19 protein-coding genes and 1 riboswitch are annotated in these 23,945 nt (G+C 41.2%); of the genes, 11 read left to right on the top strand and 8 right to left on the bottom strand.

Annotation, left to right across the window (positions count from 1 at the left end):
• Positions 1 to 67: 67 nt before the first annotated feature.
• Positions 68 to 1,888 (bottom strand): TonB-dependent receptor domain-containing protein, encoded by a 1,821-nt coding sequence (locus FTU22_RS13375; RefSeq protein WP_180094915.1) that lies wholly within the window; start codon positions 1,886 to 1,888, stop codon positions 68 to 70.
• Positions 1,889 to 2,014: 126 nt separating this feature from the next.
• A riboswitch (cobalamin riboswitch) is annotated at positions 2,015 to 2,180 on the bottom strand.
• 236 nt (positions 2,181 to 2,416) lie between these two features.
• On the opposite strand from FTU22_RS13375, the gene FTU22_RS13370 reads away from it, so the two are divergent.
• From FTU22_RS13370 to FTU22_RS13360, 3 genes are all read left to right on the top strand, one after another.
• A complete protein-coding gene (locus FTU22_RS13370) occupies positions 2,417 to 4,270 on the top strand; it encodes a TonB-dependent siderophore receptor (protein ID WP_180094914.1) in 1,854 nt (617 codons plus the stop codon).
• 47 nt (positions 4,271 to 4,317) lie between these two features.
• On the top strand, positions 4,318 to 4,902 hold the full coding sequence (locus FTU22_RS13365) for a cob(I)yrinic acid a,c-diamide adenosyltransferase (RefSeq protein ID WP_180094912.1): 585 nt from the start codon (positions 4,318 to 4,320) through the stop codon (positions 4,900 to 4,902).
• A gap of 185 nt (positions 4,903 to 5,087) precedes the next feature.
• The gene (locus tag FTU22_RS13360; RefSeq protein ID WP_180094910.1) at positions 5,088 to 5,801 is read left to right on the top strand and encodes a glycerophosphodiester phosphodiesterase; all 714 of its coding nucleotides are present in this window, start codon (positions 5,088 to 5,090) and stop codon (positions 5,799 to 5,801) included.
• 66 nt (positions 5,802 to 5,867) lie between these two features.
• Here FTU22_RS13360 and FTU22_RS13355 read toward each other — a convergent pair whose 3' ends face one another.
• Positions 5,868 to 6,401: an META domain-containing protein gene (locus tag FTU22_RS13355; protein WP_180094908.1), complete on the bottom strand. Its 534-nt coding sequence runs from the start codon at positions 6,399 to 6,401 to the stop codon at positions 5,868 to 5,870.
• Positions 6,402 to 6,591: 190 nt separating this feature from the next.
• On the opposite strand from FTU22_RS13355, the gene FTU22_RS13350 reads away from it, so the two are divergent.
• The 5 genes from FTU22_RS13350 (at position 6,592) to FTU22_RS13330 (ending at position 11,030) form a co-directional block, all read left to right on the top strand.
• On the top strand, positions 6,592 to 7,752 hold the full coding sequence (locus FTU22_RS13350; RefSeq protein ID WP_180078779.1) for an acyl-CoA desaturase: 1,161 nt from the start codon (positions 6,592 to 6,594) through the stop codon (positions 7,750 to 7,752).
• A 121-nt stretch (positions 7,753 to 7,873) separates the two neighbouring features.
• Positions 7,874 to 9,319, top strand: a complete 1,446-nt coding sequence (locus tag FTU22_RS13345) for a YdiU family protein (protein ID WP_180094906.1) — start codon at positions 7,874 to 7,876, stop codon at positions 9,317 to 9,319.
• Positions 9,320 to 9,430: 111 nt separating this feature from the next.
• Complete coding sequence (locus FTU22_RS13340) at positions 9,431 to 10,036, top strand: murein L,D-transpeptidase family protein (protein WP_180094904.1); 606 nt, start codon at positions 9,431 to 9,433, stop codon at positions 10,034 to 10,036.
• A gap of 36 nt (positions 10,037 to 10,072) precedes the next feature.
• Positions 10,073 to 10,444, top strand: a complete 372-nt coding sequence (locus FTU22_RS13335) for an MmcQ/YjbR family DNA-binding protein (RefSeq protein ID WP_218955030.1) — start codon at positions 10,073 to 10,075, stop codon at positions 10,442 to 10,444.
• A gap of 142 nt (positions 10,445 to 10,586) precedes the next feature.
• Positions 10,587 to 11,030 carry a hypothetical protein gene (locus FTU22_RS13330; RefSeq protein WP_218951584.1) on the top strand — a complete coding sequence of 148 codons (444 nt, stop codon included), beginning with the start codon at positions 10,587 to 10,589 and terminating at the stop codon, positions 11,028 to 11,030.
• A 290-nt stretch (positions 11,031 to 11,320) separates the two neighbouring features.
• Here the strand turns inward: FTU22_RS13330 and FTU22_RS13325 are convergent, their stop codons facing one another.
• The 4 genes from FTU22_RS13325 to baeS form a co-directional block, all read right to left on the bottom strand.
• Positions 11,321 to 12,676, bottom strand: coding sequence for an amino acid permease (locus FTU22_RS13325; protein ID WP_180094901.1), 1,356 nt, complete (start codon positions 12,674 to 12,676; stop codon positions 11,321 to 11,323).
• A gap of 648 nt (positions 12,677 to 13,324) precedes the next feature.
• Positions 13,325 to 15,019, bottom strand: a complete 1,695-nt coding sequence (locus tag FTU22_RS13320) for a carboxypeptidase regulatory-like domain-containing protein (RefSeq protein WP_180094900.1) — start codon at positions 15,017 to 15,019, stop codon at positions 13,325 to 13,327.
• Between the two features lie 244 nt (positions 15,020 to 15,263).
• Positions 15,264 to 15,950 carry a response regulator gene (locus FTU22_RS13315; protein ID WP_111885370.1) on the bottom strand — a complete coding sequence of 229 codons (687 nt, stop codon included), beginning with the start codon at positions 15,948 to 15,950 and terminating at the stop codon, positions 15,264 to 15,266.
• Positions 15,951 to 15,962: 12 nt separating this feature from the next.
• Positions 15,963 to 17,633 (bottom strand): sensor histidine kinase efflux regulator BaeS, encoded by a 1,671-nt coding sequence (gene baeS, locus FTU22_RS13310; RefSeq protein ID WP_180094898.1) that lies wholly within the window; start codon positions 17,631 to 17,633, stop codon positions 15,963 to 15,965.
• Positions 17,634 to 17,766: 133 nt separating this feature from the next.
• Between baeS and FTU22_RS13305 the strand changes: the two genes are divergently transcribed.
• The 3 genes from FTU22_RS13305 (at position 17,767) to FTU22_RS13295 (ending at position 22,490) form a co-directional block, all read left to right on the top strand.
• Positions 17,767 to 18,396, top strand: a complete 630-nt coding sequence (locus tag FTU22_RS13305; RefSeq protein ID WP_180094896.1) for a hypothetical protein — start codon at positions 17,767 to 17,769, stop codon at positions 18,394 to 18,396.
• Between the two features lie 316 nt (positions 18,397 to 18,712).
• Positions 18,713 to 20,515: an acyl-CoA dehydrogenase C-terminal domain-containing protein gene (locus tag FTU22_RS13300; protein ID WP_078194152.1), complete on the top strand. Its 1,803-nt coding sequence runs from the start codon at positions 18,713 to 18,715 to the stop codon at positions 20,513 to 20,515.
• 193 nt (positions 20,516 to 20,708) lie between these two features.
• Complete coding sequence (locus tag FTU22_RS13295; protein WP_078194153.1) at positions 20,709 to 22,490, top strand: acyl-CoA dehydrogenase C-terminal domain-containing protein; 1,782 nt, start codon at positions 20,709 to 20,711, stop codon at positions 22,488 to 22,490.
• 113 nt (positions 22,491 to 22,603) lie between these two features.
• Here FTU22_RS13295 and FTU22_RS13290 read toward each other — a convergent pair whose 3' ends face one another.
• Positions 22,604 to 23,149, bottom strand: a complete 546-nt coding sequence (locus tag FTU22_RS13290; RefSeq protein WP_180094894.1) for a GNAT family N-acetyltransferase — start codon at positions 23,147 to 23,149, stop codon at positions 22,604 to 22,606.
• A gap of 14 nt (positions 23,150 to 23,163) precedes the next feature.
• Positions 23,164 to 23,796 (bottom strand): FMN-binding negative transcriptional regulator, encoded by a 633-nt coding sequence (locus FTU22_RS13285; protein ID WP_180094947.1) that lies wholly within the window; start codon positions 23,794 to 23,796, stop codon positions 23,164 to 23,166.
• Between the last annotated feature and the right edge of the window lie 149 nt (positions 23,797 to 23,945).

Below are 23,945 nucleotides of genomic sequence, written 5' to 3'. Positions count from 1 at the left end.
TTCAGCATGATTCCACTGCAAAAATAAAAAGCCCTGAATGATCAGGGCCTTTTGACATTTTAATGAATTATTTCATTGCATAACGTAATGTTACCCAAGCAGTACGGCCTTCTTGACGGTAGTAATAATCACTCCAAGAGTCATACACCGTGTAATATTCTTTATCAAACATATTAGCAAGCTTCGCTTGTACAGAAAATTCAGGAGTCGCTTGATAGGTTAAACGTACATCTGCTGTCGCAAAACTGCCAAAGCTTGTTGTATTAGCGGCATCCTTATAACGCTGGTCTTCTGCGTGTACAGAGCCACCTAGCGTCCATTTATCCATCGTATAATCTGCAGATACATTCAATAATTGGCCTGCACGACCCGCGATTTGATTGCCTTTTGTCGCCCCCGAATTATATTCAGGCTCTTGATAAGTATAGTTTAAGTTCCACGTGAAGTTATCCAGTGACTGTCCGAACTCAGCCTCCACACCCTTAATTTTTGCTTTTGCAATATTGGTTCCGCCTGAAATCATATTATCAATTTCATTATGGAAGGCAGAAACAGACCAATTCAGCCATTGCGACCCTTTGAATCCAATTTCAATGTTTTCAGACTCTTCAGGGACTAAGTTTGGATTTGACCAACCCGGATAATATAAGTCATTAAATGTTGGTGAGCGGAAAGCGGTACCGTAAGAAACATAAGTGCTGTAGTTGTCGTTAAATGAATAACCAACAGCGGCATTGCCTGTGCTGTGATCACCAAACTGTTCGTTATCATCTAAGCGAATAGCAGCTTGCAGGTTCACTCGACCAAAATCACCAAGATATTGCGCATAGTAACCGACATTATCACGCTCTTTTTCATCGTAATTGGTGGTGCTGTCGACTTGATCATTTAAGTAATCTACACCTACCAATAGTGTGTTGTTTGCATTGAAAGATAATGTGTTTAACCAGCTGATGCTGTCTTTTGTGGTATCAAATACACCAGTTGATTTATCTGCACTAAAGGTTTCGTATTTATCTTCTGAACGGCCAAATTTAAGCTGCGTTTTCCAAAGATCTACAGGAGAATAGCTAAAGCCAACGCCATACACATTTTGTTCAACCTTGTTATAAGGATTTAGGTTATATGGACTATCGTAATTTGTTTCGCCATTTACATAGAGAACATTAAAATCAGCTGCAAATTGATCATTAAACTGATGACCCGCTTTAATTGACGCAGAATAGTTTTCATAACCATCTTTATCTGTTTCAGTCGGCAAAGTTGTTACATCTAAACCTTGTGTTTTCAAGCCTGCCAAACTCAGCGTCGCCCAAGAATTATCCTGACGAATATTCACACCGACATTTGCATCGTAAGTTTCATGTGAACCATACTTGAGCGAAGCAAATGGTTTTACGCCATTTTGCGTCCCTTTACGGGTGAAGATTTGAATCACACCGCCTACAGCTTCAGAACCATATAAACTTGAGCGCGGACCTTTGACCACTTCTACACGTTCAATTTGATCAACTGGCAAATGCTCAAATGAAGTTTGGCCTGAAGTTGCTGAACCCAGTTTTTGACCATCCACCAATACCAATACCGCAGTAGAGCCTGTACCACGAATGGAAATACTTGTTGGCTGACCTAAACCACCAGAGTTGGTATACGTTACGCCCGGCACTGTACGAAGCAATTCTTGTAAAGAAGTAAATTGCTTACGTTCAATTTCTTCACGGTCAATTACAGTCACTGCTGCCAAAGTTTTTTGTGCGTCTTGCTCAACAATATTGGCAACCGTGTTGGTAATGACTGGAAGTTGATAAACTTGGTCTGCTGCCATCGCAGCAGAAAGTGGAGATAAAACAAAAAGCGACCCGATAAGAGTCTTAGAGAAAGAATGCATGCTGTATTCCCCGATCGCACCGCCCGTGCGAAATAAAAGTTGGATAACGCGAGGCGGATTCAGGGTCAGCAATGCAAGGCCAATATTGGCGCAATGATGCAATCCCGCTATAACGCCCGCCGCATTATGTATAGGTCTGCATCAGGCCGGTCTCCGGACTTAAGGATTTATCAAAATAAAGCCTATTCACCGTTGCGGGGGCAGTGTCAGATTCAAATCACTTTTCAATGTTTAGACTGACTTCCCAGTTTCACTTTTCAATTAAGAAAGCACCTGAAGCGCTGGCAGATTAATTTCTGCTCCAAAGCAAGTCAAGCTGTATATGTACCTATCTTCAAATACCCCATAGTTTCGATTGTTCGATAAATCGGAGTTCTCTATACTTAAGCCATTCACAACAGTTGGCATGGGAAGTTTCCACAACACTGCCCCCGCAACGGTGTGCAAGCAATGCCTTGCCAGTCCGATACCTGCTCACTGTGTTCTATCACTCAATCATTTACGTGGGGTAAATGCATGGAGCATTGTATGCCTTTTCCTTTTCAGCCGACTGTTCTTGCAGCTGGCATATCTGCCCTTTGTATTTTTAGCTCCCAAATATCTGTTGCAGCAGATTCCATTGCACAACCTAAATTGGACACCATTGTCGTCACGGCAACACGCTCACAAGAAAAATTAGAAAATGTGCCTGCGCGTATTTCCATTATTGATGAGTCGCTCATAGATCAATCACCAATTGCATCATTTCCACATTTATTAATGAGTGATGCTTCTATCAATATGGTGCAGCTGGGTGGCTATGGACAACAAGCTTCATTTTTTTTACGTGGCACAGAGTCAGACCACACTTTGGTATTGCGTGACGGTGTCCGTTTAAATAATGATGCCAGCGGTTTAGCGCCAAATAATTTTATAGATACCACAGACATTAAGCAGATTGAGGTTTTAAAAGGCCCAGCATCTGTCCTTTATGGCACCAATGCCATTGGTGGTGTGGTACAAATCATTAGCAAAACCCCTGAAAAAAATGCAGCTTTTATCAGCGCTGAAATAGGTGAAAATCAAACCTATAAAAGTACTGTCGGGGTAGACCTAGCCAAGCAAGGTTTTTATGCGCAAATTCGTGGACAGCGTTTAGAAACCGACGGCACACTGATTCATGAACATGAAAATGCCAGAGCTTCTAGCTTTAATCAAAAAGGCGTGTCTGCCAAATTTGGCTATGAAGAAACACGCTTTGGCACTTCATTGGATTATTCTGAAAACCAAGGTAATGCTCAATATGAGCAATACAGCTGGAATTCACTGCAATATGAGCAAAAGTCGCAAGATTTTAAAAATCAAATTGCAACCCTGAAGTCACGCTTCAACCCCACAGATCAGCTGACCCTGAATGCTCGCGTGTCTTATTTTAAAGATGAGTTGGAACAGCTCAAAATCTTTGAACAGACCCATTATGAATCCACTGAATATGAACTGACCGCAAAACAGCAAATGACGCCGTCTCAGAACATCATTGCAGGCATCACCCATCGGCAGCTAGAAACATCAACGCTAAAAACTGCAGAGTCTTTTCATCAAGACTTAAACAGTACGGGTTATTATCTACAGCACCAATATCAAACTGATAAATTAAAAACTCAAGCGGGTATTCGTCGTGAAGACCATGAAAAATATGGTCAACACACGGTCGGACAAGTTGCTGCGCGTTATTTTTTCACGCCGTTGTTTAGTAGCTATGCCAATATTGGTACAGCATTTAAAGCGCCAACCATGAACGACTTATATTATGGCGACTATGCAAACCCTGACTTAAAACCCGAAGAAAGTCAATCCTATGAAATTGGGCTAGACCTACAAATGACACCACAACTAAAAACTGGTATGTCTATCTACAGAACTGAAATTGATAACCTTATTGATTCTGATCCCAACAATAACTGGAAGTTTGCCAATATTGATGCAGTGACCATTCAAGGTTCAGAAGTCTATGTGAATTGGAGCAATGAGGCATTTTTTACAAAGGCCAGTTATAGCTACAATCAAGCAAAAAATGATAAAACAGGTTTGGATTTGAGCCGCCGCCCACGTCAAAAACTGGCATTGTCAGCTGGTTGGGCTGATGAACATTATGGGCTGTCAACAACGCTGAGTGCGAACAGCCATTCAGACAGCAGTAATTATGATGAGGATGTGATCCCTGGACATGCTCAGATTGATTTCAATAGTTATTACCAACCCAACGAGCAACTGCGCTTCTTTGCCAATATTCAAAATGTCGGCGATGTTCAATATAAAACGGCTTCTGCTGGCAATTTCGACGGCAAATTCTATTTAAATGGCGGCCGTTTGGCTTCCTTTGGCATCACAGTTAGATATTAATTTCACACTGATTTATTCAACTTTTAATCAAAAAATGGACAATTAAAATGGGCCACCGCTTAAGTAAAATTTATACCCGCACAGGCGATTCAGGTACGACAGGTCTTGGCGACGGATCACGCGTAGCCAAAGATGATTTACGTATTGAAGCCTTAGGAGATGTCGATGAACTCAATTCAAGCATTGGTATTCTGCGTTCGCACATCGCACTTAGCAGTATTGAAGACAAAGCGGCTTGGGATAAATCCCTCAGCCTGATTCAGCATTGGTTATTCGACCTTGGCGGTGAAGTCTGCATTCCAAACTTCAACTTGGTACAACCTGTGTCAATTGAGTTTTTGGAAAATGACATCGACCGCATGAATGAAGCACTTCCGATGCTGAAAGACTTTATCCTGCCTTCAGGCACTTTAGTATGTAGCTTTGCCCATCAGGCTCGTAGCGTATGCCGCCGCGCAGAACGCCGTTTAATGGCTGTACATAACCGTGACCAAAACATTCAAGCGCCGTCATTGCAGCTTTTGAACCGCCTTTCAGACTGGTTATTTGTCGCATCGCGTACATTACAACGTGCAGAAGGTGGCTCTGAAGTGCTGTGGCAGAAAAATATTAACGACACGATTGATCAATAAGTTTTGGATTCAAAAATTGCTCAAATCCTTTGACCAATTAAAAGTCTATTTTACATTGAAATAAATCGAAACATTTCGTCCGATCATTCTTGTATTTCAGGATGATCGGATCAAAATAAGAGTGTCATCTCCCTGTCATTCTTACAGGACACTATGTTTTTATCTTTCAATTTTGCAGGCCCTTTATGCGCATAATCGGACACCGTGGCGCTCGTGGCGAAGCACCTGAAAACACCCTTGGCGGTTTTCAATATATTCAAGATTTAGGGATTCGTGCTGTCGAATTTGACGTTCGGCAACTGAAAGATCGTGCCCTAGTGATCATGCATGATGACCAATTTATGCGAACGGCAGGTCAAGATAAACATCTATATGAATGTAGTTCAAAAGAGTTAGAACCCTATAACCATGCTGTGACTTGGTCAGAATGGAACAAAGTTGAACCGACGCCACTGCTCGAACAAACGCTCAAAATTATTCATAACTTCGATCATATTGAAGTCGAAGTGAAAGCAGTGAAGACACAGACTGAAGCTGAAGCACTGACTGAAACCTTGGAACAACAGCTCCAAGGTTTCGAACATTCCGCGGTGATCACCAGTTTTGACCCTAAAATTCATCTTGCTTTGCAACAAAAAAAATCCGGCTTCAAACGCGGGCTTTTGGTTGAAACAGACGTAAAATTTAAAGCGATTGAACAAGCACTTGAATTAGGTTGTATCCAAATCGGTTGGATGAACCAACTCGCCAATTCAGACATTATTCAGGCCACACAGCAGGCAAAATTAAATGTAAGTGTATGGACTGTCAACGACGTTGATCGTGCTAAACAGCTTAAAGATTGGGGCATTAACGGCTTAATTACCGACTATCCTAAATTAATGATGCAGCATTTTTAATGCTGCTTTATTCACCTAGATTTGTGTAATTCACTTCTCGATCAACACGTCGATATTTCAATCGGTCTATTTTCTTTCTAAAACCAATACATTTTGTCCCCGACTGTTTTGCATCGTCATGTGTTTCTCTTTTATTTGGAATTGTGTTGCGGCTTGCAAGGCATCTGAAAGTTCAGCCTCTTGAGCCAAAGCCGAATCACAGCTGAAATAGCCTGCTCGCGCATTCAAATCAATGCTGTGTTTTAAGGTATCGATCACATAAGTGCCATTGATATTGTTACATCCCGTATTTCCCTGAATTTGTCGAAATTGCGAATTGAACTGAAGATAAGGTTGATGATGAAAGAACTTAGCTTTTTGTACAGCGATTTTCACAATCGTCCATGGAATATCTTGTATCCCATCATTTACGCGAATAAGTTTTAATGGCTGCTCAATACTGTTGCCCAGTGATTTTCCGTGTGACTTTGTAGTCACTGTCTGTGTAGGAGAATTTTGACAAGCCATCAGTCCAAGACAACTGATCAGAAAGCCGCCACAGATACAGTGTTTGACAAAAAATTGCGGATTATTTTGACGATTTTGCTGTTTTTTTAGCATCTTTTTTACCCCACAAAAAGTCAAATAACTTCAGTCGTATTATGTTACTGTTTAGAACAATACAACTGTACAATAACAGTGGTGAAAACGGGTTTTCCCGTGCTACTATTCTGTACGTTTAAAATCCCTTAAAAATTTAATGGGATTCGTCCTATCTATACCTCCCAAGGTTTCAGGAGTGCTGTTGGAGATGAATGCTCCCCTACCCAAAGCCCCAATGAACTGGATTGCTATTTTTGCATTGGTGTTTTTACCTATTGTCGCAGTTATTGCAATTCCGTTATATGCCATTAATCATGATTTTAGTGCCGCTGCTTGGATCAGTATGTTTGTTTTACTGGGTGTCAGCAGTTTAGGTATTACCGCAGGTTATCACCGCTTATGGGCACACCGTGCTTATGAAGCAACCTTGCCTTTAAAAATCATTTTAATGCTCATGGGTACTTTTGCTGTTCAGAACAGTATTTTGTTCTGGGCTTCAGGCCACCGTACACATCACCGTCATGTTGATGATGTGGATCAAGATCCATACTCAATCAACCGTGGTTTTTGGTATGCACACATTGGTTGGATGCTTCGTGATTATCCAGCAGCAGCACCAAACTATAAAAATGCACCTGACTTATTAAAAGATAAAGTCGTGATGTTCCAAGACAAATATTACATCCCTCTAGTGATTGCCGTTCACGCAGCTATTTTGTTGCCAATTGGTTGGGCTGTAGGCGACATGTGGGGCGTTCTATTATTGGGCGGTTTAATGCGTTTAATCTTAAGCCATCACGTAACTTTCTTTATTAACTCACTTTGCCATATGTGGGGCAAACGTCCGTATACTGATGAAAATACGGCACGCGATAACTTTGTTCTAGCTATTGCTACTTGGGGTGAGGGTTATCATAACTATCACCACATTTTCCAATACGACTACCGTAATGGTGTGAAATGGTGGCAATATGACCCAACTAAATGGCTAATTTGGTCATGTTCTAAATTAGGTTTGGCAAAGAACTTACGCCGTATTCCAAGCTTTAATATTAAAAAAGCTGAGTTGGCAATGAAGTTTAAATATGCTGAACAAGACCTTGCGATTTATGGTCTGAATATGACCGATGACATTGCAACAGCAAAACAACGTATTTCTCAAGAATATGATGCGTTTTCGCAAACTTTGAATGACTGGGCAAAATTAAAAGAACAGGAAATTCAAGCGAAGAAAACAGCAGTTGCTGAAAAAATTCATCAAATGGATGACAAACTCAAACTTGAATTCCTACAAGTTGAACAGCGTTTGTCACAGCACCGTGAAACACTGAATCAATTGATGCGTAACTTGAAAAAGAAAACCGCTTAATTCTTTTAAGCCTCTCAAATGATAAAGCCTCCCTTGTGGAGGCTTTATTGATTTTAAGCTACAGTTTTTCTATCTGGTCTTTGCTATAGTTTCAACATAGTTTGAATTTTTAAAGATCATTATGCTGTTCAATGCCCGCTATAACACCCTGCCACCTCGCCTGTACCATCATCAGCAGCCTGTACCTTTAAAAGGCGCAAAAGCTGGACATTTTAATGCGGCTCTTGCAGATGAGCTGCAATGGTCGGCAGAAGATCAAGCTGCGTGGGTTGAAATCTGCAGTGGTCAAAAAACCTTTGCTGAATTTGAACCTTTGGCCATGGTCTATGCAGGTCACCAGTTTGGACAATGGGCAGGCCAATTGGGCGATGGACGCGGCTTATTGATTGGGCAAATCATCGATAAACATGGGCAAACCATTGACCTGCACCTTAAAGGCGCCGGCTCGACCCCTTACTCACGCATGGGCGATGGTCGTGCAGTATTGCGCTCGACTATTCGTGAATATTTGGCAGGACATGCGCTGAACAGCTTAGGTGTTGCATCGAGTAATGCAGTGGGTTTTACCAGTTCCGAGCAAGGCGTGCAGCGTGAGAAGCTCGAGCTCGGCGCGATGATGCTGCGTACATCTGACTGTCATATCCGTTTGGGGCACTTTGAATGGATCAATCAGTATCAGGGTGATTTACTGCCTGAATTCACGCAGAAATGTATTGAGTGGCACTACCCTGAATGCTTGGATGCCGAACAACCTATTTTAGCTTTTGCCACTCAAGTTATTCAGCGTACCGCAGTGATGATTGCCAAATGGCAGCTGATTGGCTTTGCACATGGCGTGATGAATACCGACAACCTGAATATTACCGGTTCAACTTTGGACTTCGGCCCTTATGGCTTTATGGAGCGCTTCCGTCCAAACTGGATCAACAACCATTCGGATTACCAAGGCCGCTATACCTATCAGCAGCAGCCAAGTATCGGGCATTGGAATCTCTGGCAATGGCTGAATAATTTAGTGCCGCTCTGCCCTACGGACTATGACAAAGAACAGTGGAAAGAAGATTTAGCTAAGTGCTTAGAGCATTTTGAACTGACCTTCTTGGAACATTATAAATTGGGCTTAGCTCAGAAAATGGGTTTGCCAAGTTTCCATAAAGACAGCTTTGACTGCGCCATGGCCTTTTTGCGTATTCTGCAAAGTGAACAGCTGGACTACACGCAAAGCTTTATTCGTCTGCAAAATCATGAATATGAAGCCATTAAAGATGACTGCTTAGACCGCCGCGCCTTTGAAGGTTTCTTGGCACAATATGAAAGTATCCGTGAGCATCAGGACACCGATGCTTTAGATGCGGAAATGGCACAGGCCAATCCGCAATATATCTTGCGTAACCATATGGCGCAAAAGGCGATTGAGCTTGCTGAACGTAATGATTTTTCAGAAGTTGAGCGTTTGTTTACATTATTGAGCCAACCATTTACTAAACAACCTGACCTAGAAAAAACTGAAGATTTAGGCCCCTTGCCAAGTGATGTGCCTCAAGTGATGGTCAGCTGCTCGTCTTAAAAAATTACCCACAAATCCACATTTCACTCGAATCAAAATTATGGATAATTTAAACATTATCCACAATACCGAAATGGATGGACTGTAATGCCGTCCATCCTCTAAAAAATAATGACAAGAAAACGTATCGCTATTTTTAGTTTCGCTATCCTCGTCTGTTTTGTCGCTGCCAGCTTTGCCTATCAGAAATTTGAAAAATATCTACCTACACCTGCCAATGTACTGGCCTTTCCACCTAAATTAAGTGATTTGCAAATTCAAAAAATTCGCACAGAAACGCCGATCGACAGTATTCAAGTACATAAAGCTGAGCGTTATTTAGAGTTAAAACATCAGGATCAGGTCATTCGGCGTTACCCGATGCGTCTGGGTTTTCAACCGCTTGGACATAAAGTTCAAGAAGGTGATGGCAAGACGCCAGAAGGCAGCTATATGATTGATTGGCGCAATCAGCAAAGCGCATTTTATAAGTCGCTGCATATCTCTTACCCCAATGCGGCCGATAAACAGAAGGCTAAAAATCTAGGGGTTTCTGCAGGTGGTGACATTATGATTCATGGTTCGGCGACCAGTTTACAAATGAAAGCTGCACCACAACTGATGACGTATTTCCCACAAAAAGATTGGACTTGGGGCTGTATTGCAGTGCGCAATATTGATATGGATGAAATTTGGCAATTGGTAAATAATGATACCGTTATTCATATTCATCCTTAGGCTTTAACGTTCAAGCTTATTTTTAGGTTATTTCTTATGATTGCATTACACGCTGCAGCAGCTAAGTCGGCCTTAGCCTTGCCTGAAACCACATGCAGCCAGCCTTTTGGTGAAGGCTGTGATGTATTTAAAGTGATGGATAAGGTTTTTTTGCTGAGTTTTCACTTAGAAGGCAAAGCAGCGATCAATTTGAAAGTGCTGCCAGACAATGGCGCAATGCTTAAAGATATTTATCCCTTTATTCGTGCGGGCTGGCATATGAATAAGAAGCATTGGATTTCTGTTTTTACAGATGAAGAATTGGAAGAAGAACTGCTGCAGGATTTGGTGCTAAATTCTTATGAATTAGTTGTATCGAAGTTAAATAAAGGACAGCGGCAAAGGATTGAGTTGCTGAGGAGTGTTTAGATAACACTTCCCTTTCGATCTGGTTGATTTTGCAAATTTAGTATAATCGCAATTATGTTTAATCGGTGTATTATTAACAGACTGGAATATTATTTTTCTATATAATTCTTAATCTCTTACTTTAGTTAAACCAATAATCAAAATGAAACTACTAATAATCATTGGCATTACTTTAAGCTTCAATTCATTAGCATGGTCTGCATTACCTGAAAATAATCAAATTTCTTCAATTCTCAAAAACCAACTCAGCGATAAAATATTAACTGAATCTGAAATTATGGAAGGTGCTGCACAAACCCAAGGTCTATATCAATATTGCATCCAAGATACTGTAAGCAAACTTAAGCTTATGTATCCTGATGCAGATCAAGCAATGACAATGGATACCGTTAATAATGCTTGTATATATCCTGAAGATCGCTTTAATCTATATAGCATATTATTAGCTGCTTCTAGCATGAAAAAACCTATGTCAGAGAAAGAAGCGGCCATATTTATAGAACAAAATTATCTTAACAATGGTCGTAATCAAACAAATGCTACTCAGCGTGAGAAAGTTTATACAAACCTAGGTTTATTAAAGTAAAAAATCATCGAAGACTTTTGAAAAATTAAATAATTTTTTATTGAATTAATATTCCAAGCTTCTGTCATATAACATAGATTAAGTTTTCTAAAATCAGCATAATACACGTTATACGAAATAATTTGTTTTATCCAATATAAATCATAATCTTATATAAATTCGCCCTAGAATTGAGTGCACTAGAGCAGTTTTTATATGAATATTCACTCAATTTGCGTATTTTGTCAGAATTTTTCAAAATCATTTTTTAGTGACAGTGAACAAAGGCTCATCCCTAAGCCTTCATGGTATTAAACCTTCTTCGCTTGCATCACTTTAAACAGCACATACAGCAGTAAAATCCATACGGGCTGCATCAGCACCGACAGCATAAAGCCCTGATTCCACATGATGTACAAAATCATCAGCATGAACACCAAAACAAAATAGTTGGTGAACGGTGCAAATAATGCAGGAAACTTGGTCAGTATGCCCTGCTGATGCATCGCTTTTCTAAACTTTAAATGAATTAAGCTAATCAGCATCCAATTCAGCACCGCAGCGCTCACCACGATATAAATCAAATAACTCAATGCTTTTTCAGGCAAGAAATAATTCAGCAGTACACAGCCAAAAATCAGCAAAGCAGAAAATAAAACTGCAGCAATCGGCGTACCGTATTTATTCACATGTTTAAATGCTTTTGGCGCATTGCCTTGTTCTGCCAAGCCCAGCAGCATGCGGCTATTGGCATACATGCCGCTATTACAGACCGAAACGGATGCAGTCAAAATAATAAAGTTCAGCAAATGTGCCGCCCAATCAATCCCCATCTGATTAAAAATCATCACAAAAGGACTATGATCCAAACCGCCAAGTTTCAACTGATTCCACGGCACCAGCGACAGCAGTACCGCCAAGGAACAGATATAAAATAAGAACACGCGGATCACGGTCTGATTCACCGCTTTGGGAATATTTTGATCAGGATTTTCAGTTTCAGCCGCCGCCATGCTGATTAATTCAATACCGCCAAAAGCAAACATCATAAAGGCTAGCATGTAGAATAAGCCTTCAAAACCGTGCGGGAAGAAGCCGCCATGTACCCATAAATTACTAATCGAAGCGGTAGAGTCTGCGCCTGCTGTAAGTAGCAGGTATATACCAAAAATAATCATGGCAACAATCGCCACAACCTTAATCATCGACAGCCAAAATTCAGATTCTGCATACAGTTTGACATTGGCTAAATTGGCTAGCGTAATCACAGCAAAAAACACCAGAACTGAAACCCAAGCAGGCACATGCGGCCACCAGTAATTGACATATTTGCCTATCGCAGTCAGCTCGGTCATCACCACTAAAATGTAGAGAATCCAGTAGTTCCAGCCCGTTAAAAAGCCAGCAAACTTGCCCCAATATTTAAAAGCAAAATGACTGAATGAACCTGTGACTGGCTCTTGTACAATCATCTCGCCCAACTGGCGCATAATCAGAAAAGCAATCAAGCCACCAATCAAATAGCCCAGAATTATCGATGGTCCAGCCGACTCAATAATATGCGCAGAACCTAAAAATAGCCCTGTACCAATCGCCCCGCCCATAGCAATCAGCTGAATATGGCGGTTCTTTAATCGGCGCTGTAGTTGAGGCATTTCGCTGCTCACAACATGTTCTCATCTTATAAAAAAGTGGATTGTAGCCTGTGCATCCGCTAAGAACTACATCTTGATATCCAACAATTTTAACTTAAAGGTATTTTTACAGATCAGATGAGCATCAAATGTAAAGTTTTATTGATTGGTTTAAATAACTTAGGTCAAGACAATCTTTTGCCTATTTTTTTCAAATTTATACTTTTATTGAATATTTTTGAGGCTTCATCACACAGCAATATGCCCTACATCATAAAAACAGCGCCCAATTGAGCGCTGTTTTAAAAGCGAATCCGCAGTGATTGATCACTTATATGTAACTTACTGATGTTACGCAGTAACACCAGAAGTGCAATTTGATTCAAATAAAACAGCGATACGCGGTAACGTCATCCGCAAGTGTTTGAGACAGGACTACTTCTAATCAAAAATGTTTTTGCGATGCTTTGAATAATTTGACGGTAGTGAACGAGTTTTGCGGATGACAATGGTTTTGGGTACTTTTGCCGAAACAAAAGTACCTCCAGCCGAAGGCTAATCCCTTTATTCAATCCTTAGATGTAAGACTCCGTCGAATAGACTTAAAAATCATTTTAAAAGTGCATAAGTACTTTTACGTGCGTAACATCAGTAACTTAGATAATTAACATCTATAAGTGCTTATTTACGCTGTGGCTCGTCAGCCCACCGTGCATAACTCTTCGTGCTTTTCAACAAAACGCCCGCTTGTTTTGCAGCGACGCCAGTATAGTCCTGAGAGAAACTATCTGAATTTTCATCAAAACTCGCTCCATCAAATAATGGGAAAGTTCCGGCTTTTTTCTGAATCACCACATCATCAATCATCCATCCGCGGAAACCGTTATAAAGTTGATCGACCGTTTTGAATTGGAATTTCAGTTGAACATTGGCCTTGCCTGCATATTCATCCAATGAAATTGCTTCTTGCTGAACAGCAGCCGGCGCGAGGTTAAAGCCTAAATTACTGTATGGAATCGGCGCGCGCTCATATGCAGAGGACGGATCTGCCAGCGGGTTTAATCGAGCCAAGGTCTTAAAGCTGTTGCCACCGTCGGTAGAAACTAAAATATTCATCAAATCGAACCCTTGATTATTTGGATTGACCGACTCAATTTCCCACCATGTTTTAAAGCTTAAACTCAAAGGCGCTTGATACTGGCTTAGATTAATGGCAGGTGAGATTAACTCACCCATATTATGGGTATTAGATGTTCCGCCATCAAACTCTGGAGCCATAGATGAATCACTTAAAGCGCCAATAAAGTTGCCATTTACTTTGTCACCATACCAATACGCAGTATTGCCTTGCAGTGGCTCAGGCACCTTGCCTTGACTTTGGTCATTTGGTGCTAAGCGTACACGCTGATTCACTTGATTATTACGGATGTTGTGACCTTTGTTTAGCAACTGCCAATCAACATTGGCCACACTTGGCTGCGACCTTGTCCATGCATTGCGGGTTGCTGAGTCCACTTCAAAAGTTTCACGCCAAACTGCATCTGCAGACACTGTTTCAGGTAGCACTTCAAATTGATAGCCCGATGCAGAAGAAGCAATGACCGTAACTTTTTTCGTAATAGTATTAATTCCTGCACCGTTAATGGTGAGCGTGGCATTTTTCAATGCTTCAAGCAGCGCACTGGATACATTAAATGAAAGCGTGAAATATCCATTGGCATCAGTCAAAGCACTAACAAATGCGCCATTGGTCGCTGTACCGCCAGACAATGACACTTGCGCATTCGCCAAAGGTTTCCCTTTAAAAATCACTTGACCAGAGAATGTTCCGACCACTGCATCATTGACTGGTGCATCACTTAGTGTCTGACAGTCTTGGTCTAAGCAGTTGAGAACCACATTCAACACAATGCTCTTATTGGTATTTTTAGGATGGATCAAGAATGCCGAAACTGCAGACTGTCCATTTTTAGTGACCAAAACATAATATGTGCCTGCAGCCAATTTAGGCAGTTTAACGATGCCTTGAGCATTGGCAAGATAACTTTGACCTTTAAAATGAGTCGCTGTCGGTAAACTGTTGATCGGTGGAAATAACTGTTCAGAATCATCTGCTGTGATTGTATTTGTTGCTGTTTTCAGACTGCCTGCTTGTACTTTTTGCCATTCTTCATCACTTAAAATCTGAATCGACGCAGCATTTAAAGCAAGATTATTCACATCTAATAAAGTCAGCTCTTCTACACTTTTTTGTACCATAGCATCGGCAACTGGCTCTGGCGGTACACTCCCTGTCTCATCACGATCACTACCCCCACATGCCGTTAAACCCAAGACACCCGTGACCATTATTATTGCAAATGCGCTATTTTTCATCTGTTCTGCCCTCTGGCTGTTCCATTTTTAAAAATTGTTATGTCTACATTGAACTCTGCCAGCTCAAACATACTGGTGAATATTCCAGCACAATAATAACCAATTTTCACAAAATGCGCAAATTTCGCATTTTATATCTTTATGGCTTTCGGTTCTTCTTGTATTTAAAATTAATGCAACTAGCTATACACGTAGCAAAAAAAAAACAGGCCGAAGCCTGTCCTTTTAGTATTTACAATCTATTTTAATCTTCTGGATATTCAAAACGGTAGCCGACGCCATACACGGCTTGAATCCACTCATGACGGTTGCCGGTTTCCGCTGCATCTGAAATCTTACGACGTAAATTTTTAATATGACTATCAATCACACGGTCAGCCACTTCAAAACTGTCTGGGTTAATATGATCAAGCAATTGCGCACGTGAATACACCTGCCCTACATGCTCTAAAAACAACTCAAGTAAACGAAACTCAGTTGGTGTTAAGCTCAACGCTTTTTGTTGATACCAAATACGTTGCTGTGCTTTGTCCATACGGAATAAATCATTCACCTCTGGCTCTGCTTTACGTTCTAAACGACGTAATACCGCTTGCACACGTGCCACCAATTCTTTCGGACTAAACGGTTTGCAGACATAATCGTCAGCACCCATATTGAGCCCCAATACACGGTCAATTTCTTCAGTGCGTGCAGTCACCATAATAATTGGCAGATCAGACTGCTCACGGACTTTACGGCAAATGGTTAAGCCATCCATACGTGGCACCATTAGGTCCAAAATCATTAGACTCGGCTTACGCTGCGTGAAGCTCTCATAGGCTTCTTGACCATCATGAAACATGCTGACTTCAAAGCCTGCAGCCTCTAGATAATCACGCACTAGCTGTGCAAGTTCCACTTCATCTTCAACCAACATGATATGTTTCATGCATGCTTCCTTTTAATATTTCATCTGTTTGGGAAATGTCAATTTGCAACGCAAACCGCCCAATGGAGAATGATCAAAACTCAACTCTCCACCCAATGCTCTAGCTATTTTTACGGATAACGCCAATCCTAATCCTGTACCACCAGTTGCACGCGTACGTGAATCATCCACACGATAGAAACGCTCACCTAAACGTGCCAACTGTTCATCAGTTAAACCATATGGGCTGTCATCAACATACACGGTCCACTGGGTTTCATCTTGCTCAGTATGAACATGCACTTCACCACCAGCTTCCGTATAACGAATACTGTTACCCAATAAGTTGACCATAATCTGTTTAAAACGGTCTATATCTAATTGTAATGAAGTGCCATCGCCCGTTGCTGTAATTTTCAAATCGGCTTGTTCAAACTTCGGTTTAAAGCTTTCAACTTCCTGCACAACGACATCCCACGGATTAATCGTAGTGAGATAACAATTTAATTGCTGTGCATCAGCTTGCGCCAAATCAGCCAAATCTTTGGTCAATTTTTTCAGACTACTGACTTGATTCAACATCGAAGTAAAATGCTCTGGCGTTGGCTTACGAATACCGTCCTGCATCGCCTCAATTTGAGCCTGTAACACGGCCAATGGCGTTTTCAATTCATGTGAAGTATCAGCCACCCATTGACGACGTGACGTTTCATGCTGATCGAGAATTACGGCCAACTGATTCAATTCATTCGATAAATCACCAAGCTCATCATTACGGTTCACCGCAACTTGATGTTGATAATTGCCCTTGGTTAATTCACGTGTTCCCATTAACAAACGCTGAATCGGTTTTTTAAAGTATGTTGCCAATAACAATGCTGCAATCAAACTTGCAATAAACGTAAGCGCATAAACCAATAATAAATAACGTTTTTGCTTACTAAAGAAGTTAATACTGATCGCATCATCTTGATCGAGGACAGGTTTGAGCCCCAAATATCCCACGATTTGATTATTCACCATAATCGGACGATAAGAGATTTGTTCATCTGTCGGCTCACCCACAACAAATTGGCGATGTGCATCATATAAAGATAAACGCGAACTCAAGCCCAAGCGGTCAGGCATTTGGATAAATTGTTTCTTACCACCATTATTACTGTTACTTTGTGAGGATTGATCTGCATCTTTTTCATCTGTGTTCGACTCTTTTGGACGGAATACATTTTGGTTCGTACTTAAAGGAAATTTTAAACCTTCAAAGGGTTGGAACTCAGATGGTAAGTTTTGTTCCAGCCATTTCAGCTCTTCAATTTTTTGCTCTGCCGTATGCTGTGGTGTTGCCAGCATCGATGCTGCATTTAAACTATGATCCTGAAAATAGCGCTGCTGCAATGCAATGTCATATTGACGACGTAACCACCACCGAGAGAGACGATCATAGTCATCTGGTGCTGCCTGCCCTTCAATTTGCAGAATCTGTGCCTGAATCGCATTGCCCCAATCATGATAGACCGTATACACATCGGCTAAATTTTCAATGACATGGTCAAGCTTTTGCATCTCGACATCGGCCACATATTTTGTGAAATTACGCTGCATATTCCAATGCAAAACGCCAAGACTTACCGTTGTGATGACGAGCGTCGTCAACAGCACAGTCAGAAACAAGCGTAGGGCAATCGGGATACGACGTATTTTCAAAAGAGAACTCTCATTTTTCTTCTATTTCATTATTGTAGCGAACACGCAACTAAAAAACTCTCCATTGTTTCTACATCTTTATTATTTAATCTTTAACCATCGGAAAAATATCTAATCTGGTGGGGTAGAGACTATGAAACAAATGACCAAAATGGCTTTAATCGGTGCAAGCGTACTGAGCATGGGTGCATTAACTGCCTGTCAATCGACAACCGCACCAAAAGATAACAATCATGGCCGTATAATGAAACAACATCATGGTGATCACGATCGTCGTATGTCACCTGAGCAACGTGAACATTTTAAACAAATGCGTGCCGAGCAACGTCAAGTGTTTGCTGATATGCAAAAAGCCTGCGATGGTAAGGCTACAGGTTCAACAGTTCAAGTAAAAGCTGGCGATAAAAATATTGATGGTACATGTACCATGGTGTTCAAAGCAGACCGTCAAGACATGAAAAAAGCACGTGGTGAACACAAACCAATGCGCGGTGAACATCATCCAATGCGTGGCGACATGCGTGGTCAGATGCAACGCGATGAGCCACTGACTGATGCAAAACGTGCAGAGCTGACTAAACAGTTTGATCAGCGTTTAGCGGAACGCCAAGCCAAACAACAAGCGATTATGAAAGCATGCCAAGGCAAAACCGATGGCAGCGGGGTTGTGATTAAAGTTGGCGAACAGCAGATCAATGGTAAATGTGAAGTTCGCTTCCAACCTAAAGCCCCTGTTGCCCCGACGCCAGCACCAGTGAAATAATCCAAACTTAGATCGCAATATCATTGCGTAAAAAAGGCACTCCCATGAGTGCCTTTTTTATTGGACATATCTTTTTACGCTTTTTGACTATTTGTGTCATTCATTTTCATCTAAAAGCATTTACACTCAAAGCACTTAGCTTTTTCAAGGGATATTTCTTTGACTTTACAGTCACCAACAAATCACCCTGAAATGCTTGTACCCAATAAGAAGATGTTGCACGATTAGAACCATTCCAATACGTGTCATTGAAGACACGTTCAAATGTTATTTAGGATTACTAACGCTGGTAGAAACCAGTATTGAGGAAAACGATATGCCACAATACAAAGCGCCCTTACGTGATATGCAATTTGTTCTGCATGAACTTTTAAAAGCAGAAGATCACTATGCACAACTGCCTGCATTTTCTGACACCGTAAGTCGTGAGTTGGTTGACCAATATCTAGAAGCGGCTGCTGACTTCTGTGAAAATGAACTTTCTCCTCTTAACCAAGTCGGCGACCGTGAAGGTTGTACTTGGAATGATGGCGTTGTAACAACACCAACTGGTTTTAAAGAAGCGTATCAAAAATATATCGAACTCGGTTTCCCGTCTTTGTCTGCTGAAGAACAGTATGGCGGTCAAGGTCTACCAGTTTCACTAGGTAACATCATTTCAGAAATGGTGGGTACGTCGAACTGGGCTTGGGGTATGTATCCTGGTCTATCTCATGGTGCTGTACGTACTTTAGAACACCACGGTTCTCAAGAGCAAAAAGACACTTACCTGCCTAAACTTGTTTCAGGTGAATGGACAGGTACGATGTGCTTAACAGAATCTCATGCAGGTTCTGACTTAGGTATCATCCGCTCTAAAGCTGAACCGCAAGCGGATGGCAGCTATGCAATTTCTGGCGAGAAAATCTTTATCTCTGCTGGTGAACACGACATGGCTGAAAACATCATCCATATCGTCCTTGCTCGTCTTCCAGGTGCACCAAAAGGCACGAAAGGTATTTCATTATTCATCGTACCTAAATTCAATGTAAATGCTGATGGCTCAATTGGTGAGCGCAATGCGGTACGTTGTGGTTCGATTGAACACAAAATGGGTATCCATGGTAACGCGACTTGTGTCATCAACTTTGATAACGCAAAAGGCTTCTTGATTGGCCCTGAAAACCGCGGTCTAAACTGCATGTTCACATTCATGAACACTGCACGTATCGGTACTGCTGTACAAGGTCTTTCAGCTTCTGAAGGCGCTTTCCAAGGTGCGCTTGCTTATGCAAAAGACCGTTTGGCAATGCGTTCACTTTCAGGCCCTAAAGCACCTGAAAAAGAAGCAGATCCAATTATCGTGCACCCTGCAGTACGCAACATGCTGCTTACGCAAAAATCATTTGCTGAAGCTGGTCGTGCTCTGGTTTACTTATTATCTTTCCATGCCGATATCGTGGAACAAGGTGCAACGGAAGAAGAACGTAAATTCTCTGACAACATTTTGTCTCTACTAACTCCAATTGCTAAAGCATTCTTAACTGAAACAGGTTCTGAATCTGCAAAACACGGTGTTCAAGTATTTGGTGGCCACGGCTTCATTTCTGAACATGGTATGGAACAAATCGTACGTGATACACGTATCTCTTGCTTGTACGAAGGTACGACTGAAATTCAAGCAATTGACTTGTTAGGTCGTAAAGTATTGGGTACTCAAGGTGCAATGTTGAAAGACTTCACCAAGATCATCCATAAATTTGTTGAAGCTAACAAAGACAACGCTGCCATGAAAGAATTTGTTGAGCCGCTTGCTGCGCTAAACAAAGAATGGGGCGACTTAACCATGCAGATTGGTATGAAAGCAATGCAAAACCCTGAAGAAGTGGGTGCTGCTGCAGTCGACTACCTCTACTTCTCTGGTTATGTAACGCTTGCTTATTTATGGGCTCGCATGGCCTTAGTTGCACAAGAAACTTTAGCTGCAGGAACAACTGATGTTGATTTCTACAATGCAAAAGTGACGACTGCTCGCTTCTACTTCAAGAAAATCTTACCGCGCGTTCGCTCTCATGTAGAAGTGATCGCAGGTGGCCTAGATCCTCTTATGGCATTGGATGCAGAACACTTTGCATTCTAATGTGAATATATAAAACATATTCAAAAAATTGTACTCTTGAGTGCAGAAATAGAGAAAGGACGGTCATAGCATTGGCAGTCCTTTTTCTTTATAAATAGTCTCATAATTTTACTTTGGTCAATTTTCTCCACGCTTTATGTCGATACAAATTGCCCCAAGTCCACAGATTCAAACAATAAACAGGTGAACGAACATGCCAATTTATAATGCGCCGCTTGCAGATATGAAATTCATCTTAAATGATGTTTTTAAAGCAGAACAATTCTGGCAAAACAACGAAAATCTTGCTCACGTTGATGCTGCAACTGCAGAAGCCATTCTTGAAGAAATGGCAAAATTTGCGCAAAACGTCACTCATCCTTTAAACCGCACAGGTGATGAAGAAGGCGCAACCTATAGCAATGGCAATGTCACGACTCCTGCTGGTTTCAAAGAAGCATTTAAACAATATGCAGAAGGCGGCTGGATTGGTCTAGGCGCAGATGAAGAATGGGGCGGTCAAGGCATGCCAAAAATGCTGACTGTTCTGTCTGACGAAATGCTGTTTGCAACCAACCCATCATTCATGCTCTACCCGCTTCTTTCTGTAGGTGCAGGCATGGCATTAAACAGCTATGCATCACAAGAGCAAAAAGAAACTTATTTGCCAAAAATGTATACAGGCGAATGGTCAGGCACCATGTGCTTAACTGAACCGCATGCAGGTACAGATTTAGGTATTATCAAAACTAAAGCTGAACGTAATGAAGACGGTACTTATAACATTACTGGTACGAAAATCTTCATCACTGGCGGTGACCACGACCTTTCTGAAAATATCATCCACTTAGTTTTAGCAAAAACCCCTGATGCGCCTGCGGGCTCACGCGGAATTTCACTATTCATCGTACCTAAATTCTTGGTGAATGCAGATGGTTCATTGGGTGAGCGTAATGCTGTAGGCCCTGGTTCTATTGAACATAAAATGGGGATCAAAGCGTCTGCAACATGTGTGATGAACTTTGATGGCGCGAAAGGCTACCTGGTTGGTAAAGAAAATGAAGGCCTTGCAGCGATGTTCGTCATGATGAACTACGAACGTCTGTCTATGGGTATTCAAGGCCTAGGTGCTTCTGAATTTGCCTATCAAAATGCAGCGCAATATGCGACTGATCGTTTACAAGGCCGTAGCGCTTCTGGCGTGCAATCCCCTGCAAAACCAGCAGACAGCATCTTAGTTCATGGTGATGTACGTCGTATGTTGCTGAACGCACGTGCCAACAATGAAGCATCTCGTGCATTTGCGGTTTATGTGGGTCAACAACTAGACATTACCAAGTTCTCTACTGACCCAGAAGCAGTCAAAGCTGCCAATAACCGTGTTGCGCTGTTAACACCAATTGCGAAAGCGTATTTAACAGATACAGCTTTCCAAGCAACACTTGATGCTCAAATGGTGTTTGGTGGTCATGGCTTTATTCGTGAATGGGGTATGGAACAATGTATTCGTGACCTCCGTATTGCACAGATTTACGAAGGGACCAACGGTGTTCAATCTCAAGACTTAATTGGTCGTAAAACCATTAAATGCAATGGTGAATTCATTGCTGAATATATCCAAGAAATTCGTGATTTTGCCAACAACTTAGATGCCAGCTTGAACTACATCAAAGATGCAACATTAGATGCAGCAGCTGAAGTTGAAGCGGTGACTCAATATGTACTTGAAGCTGCTCGTGAAAACATTGAGTTCCCGAACTCAGCAGCAGTTGATTACCTACATGCTGTAGGCCTACTCAGCTTTGCCTATATGTTTGCCCGCATTGCAGATGCAGCAAAAGACAAAGATGGTGAGTTCTACCAAAACAAACTTGCACTGACTCTTTACTTCACGCAGCGTATTTTACCTGAATTGGCATTACGCATTGCTAAAGTAAAAGCAGGTTCTGAAGTGATCATGAACTTCTCTGAAGATTACTTTACCAACCAAGCTTAATTAGCCGTACAAAATCAAAAGTGCCCGATTTATCGGGCATTTTTTTTTATTTTACTGCTCTTATTACATAAACACTGAGTGCAACTTTTTCAAAAAATCATAAGCATACTTACTTATTCACAATCTCCTAATTCCATTCGATATGTAAAACAAGGATGGAACTGATCGTCTAGCATTGGAAATTTCGCCCAATGCGTTTTATCTTTATCTTGTTTAAATCCTACCTTCATTAAGACATTTTGTGATGCTAGATGTTCCTCAGCACAAAACGATGAAACAACCTTCGTGACATGATTCTGCTTTAAATACTTAATTACCCCAATTAAGGCCTCAGTCATATAACCACAACCATGAAAATTCACCCCTAACCCAAAATGTATTTCTCCATGGTTTTTTTGATTGAAGAAATACAGTAAGCCCATCGCTAACTGCGTATTCTTATCACTAATCACCCATGCAAGATCAGGATTATGTGTCGACCAACAATGATCTTCCCACTTTTCTAAAACACTCTTCGTCTGTTGAATCGTTAAATGTGGTAACCGCTGCAGATAACGAGTTGCTTCTATATTCGAAAAATATGTATCAAATAATGAAATTTCATCTCCTAACTGATACTTTCTCAGGCATAAACGTTCAGTTTCAATCATATTGGGCATGATTCTTTAGCCTGTTATTTCATGGGATAAAATTTTTTGATCGACTCCGCCATTTCAGCATTCGACCTTTCCAAAGCTTTTGCCACATTCATTGCATCTACAACGCTGCGATTTTGACTCACTTTAAACTTACCCAAAATTGAGTCTATTTCGATTTCAATCGCCACAATTTTTTCCAGTTGTTCCGCGATAAAATCATGAGGCGCATCGCCCATTTTCCATGGCACAGGTTGGCTAGCTTCATGTTGTCGAGTCAGCCGAGCCAAAACTCCTCGTAAATATTTTTCATCGTCAACTTTACGAATTGTGCCTTTGACATGTACCACGCGATAGTTCCATGTCGGCACAACGCGATGATGTTTCTGCTTTCCTTCATACCAGCTTGGCGAAATATATGCTTCGTCGGCATGAAAAATCACATAGGCTTGTGCTGACTGATTTAGCAATTCAAACATTGGATTGGCCTTGGCAATATGACCGCGCAATATGCCCAATTCGCCTGACTCAGCGTCATATTCTAGTGGTAAATGATTCACTTCCAACTCACCATTGGGTGCAGTCAGTATTACTGTCGCCAAAGCATACTTACGCATAAGATCAATCAGATCAGGGAGTTCATCATGTTTAAAATGCGTTGGTTGATACATCGTCGCTTCATTCTTATAGGACAAAATTTAAGCTCAAACTTAACATTAAAAACTTTATTAAACCTAAAAAATATTTTTGTCATATTCGCTTCATGTGCATGAAATTTGCTTGGTATTTAATGACTCGTTCTTCATTGAATATTTACGCA

Origin of the sequence: Acinetobacter sp. YH12076, from assembly GCF_013419525.1 — a bacterium.
In the GTDB taxonomy this organism is placed as follows: Bacteria; Pseudomonadota; Gammaproteobacteria; order Pseudomonadales; family Moraxellaceae; genus Acinetobacter; species Acinetobacter amyesii.
Note: the sequence above shows the minus strand (reverse complement) of the source record. Positions and strands in the feature narration are given on the sequence as shown.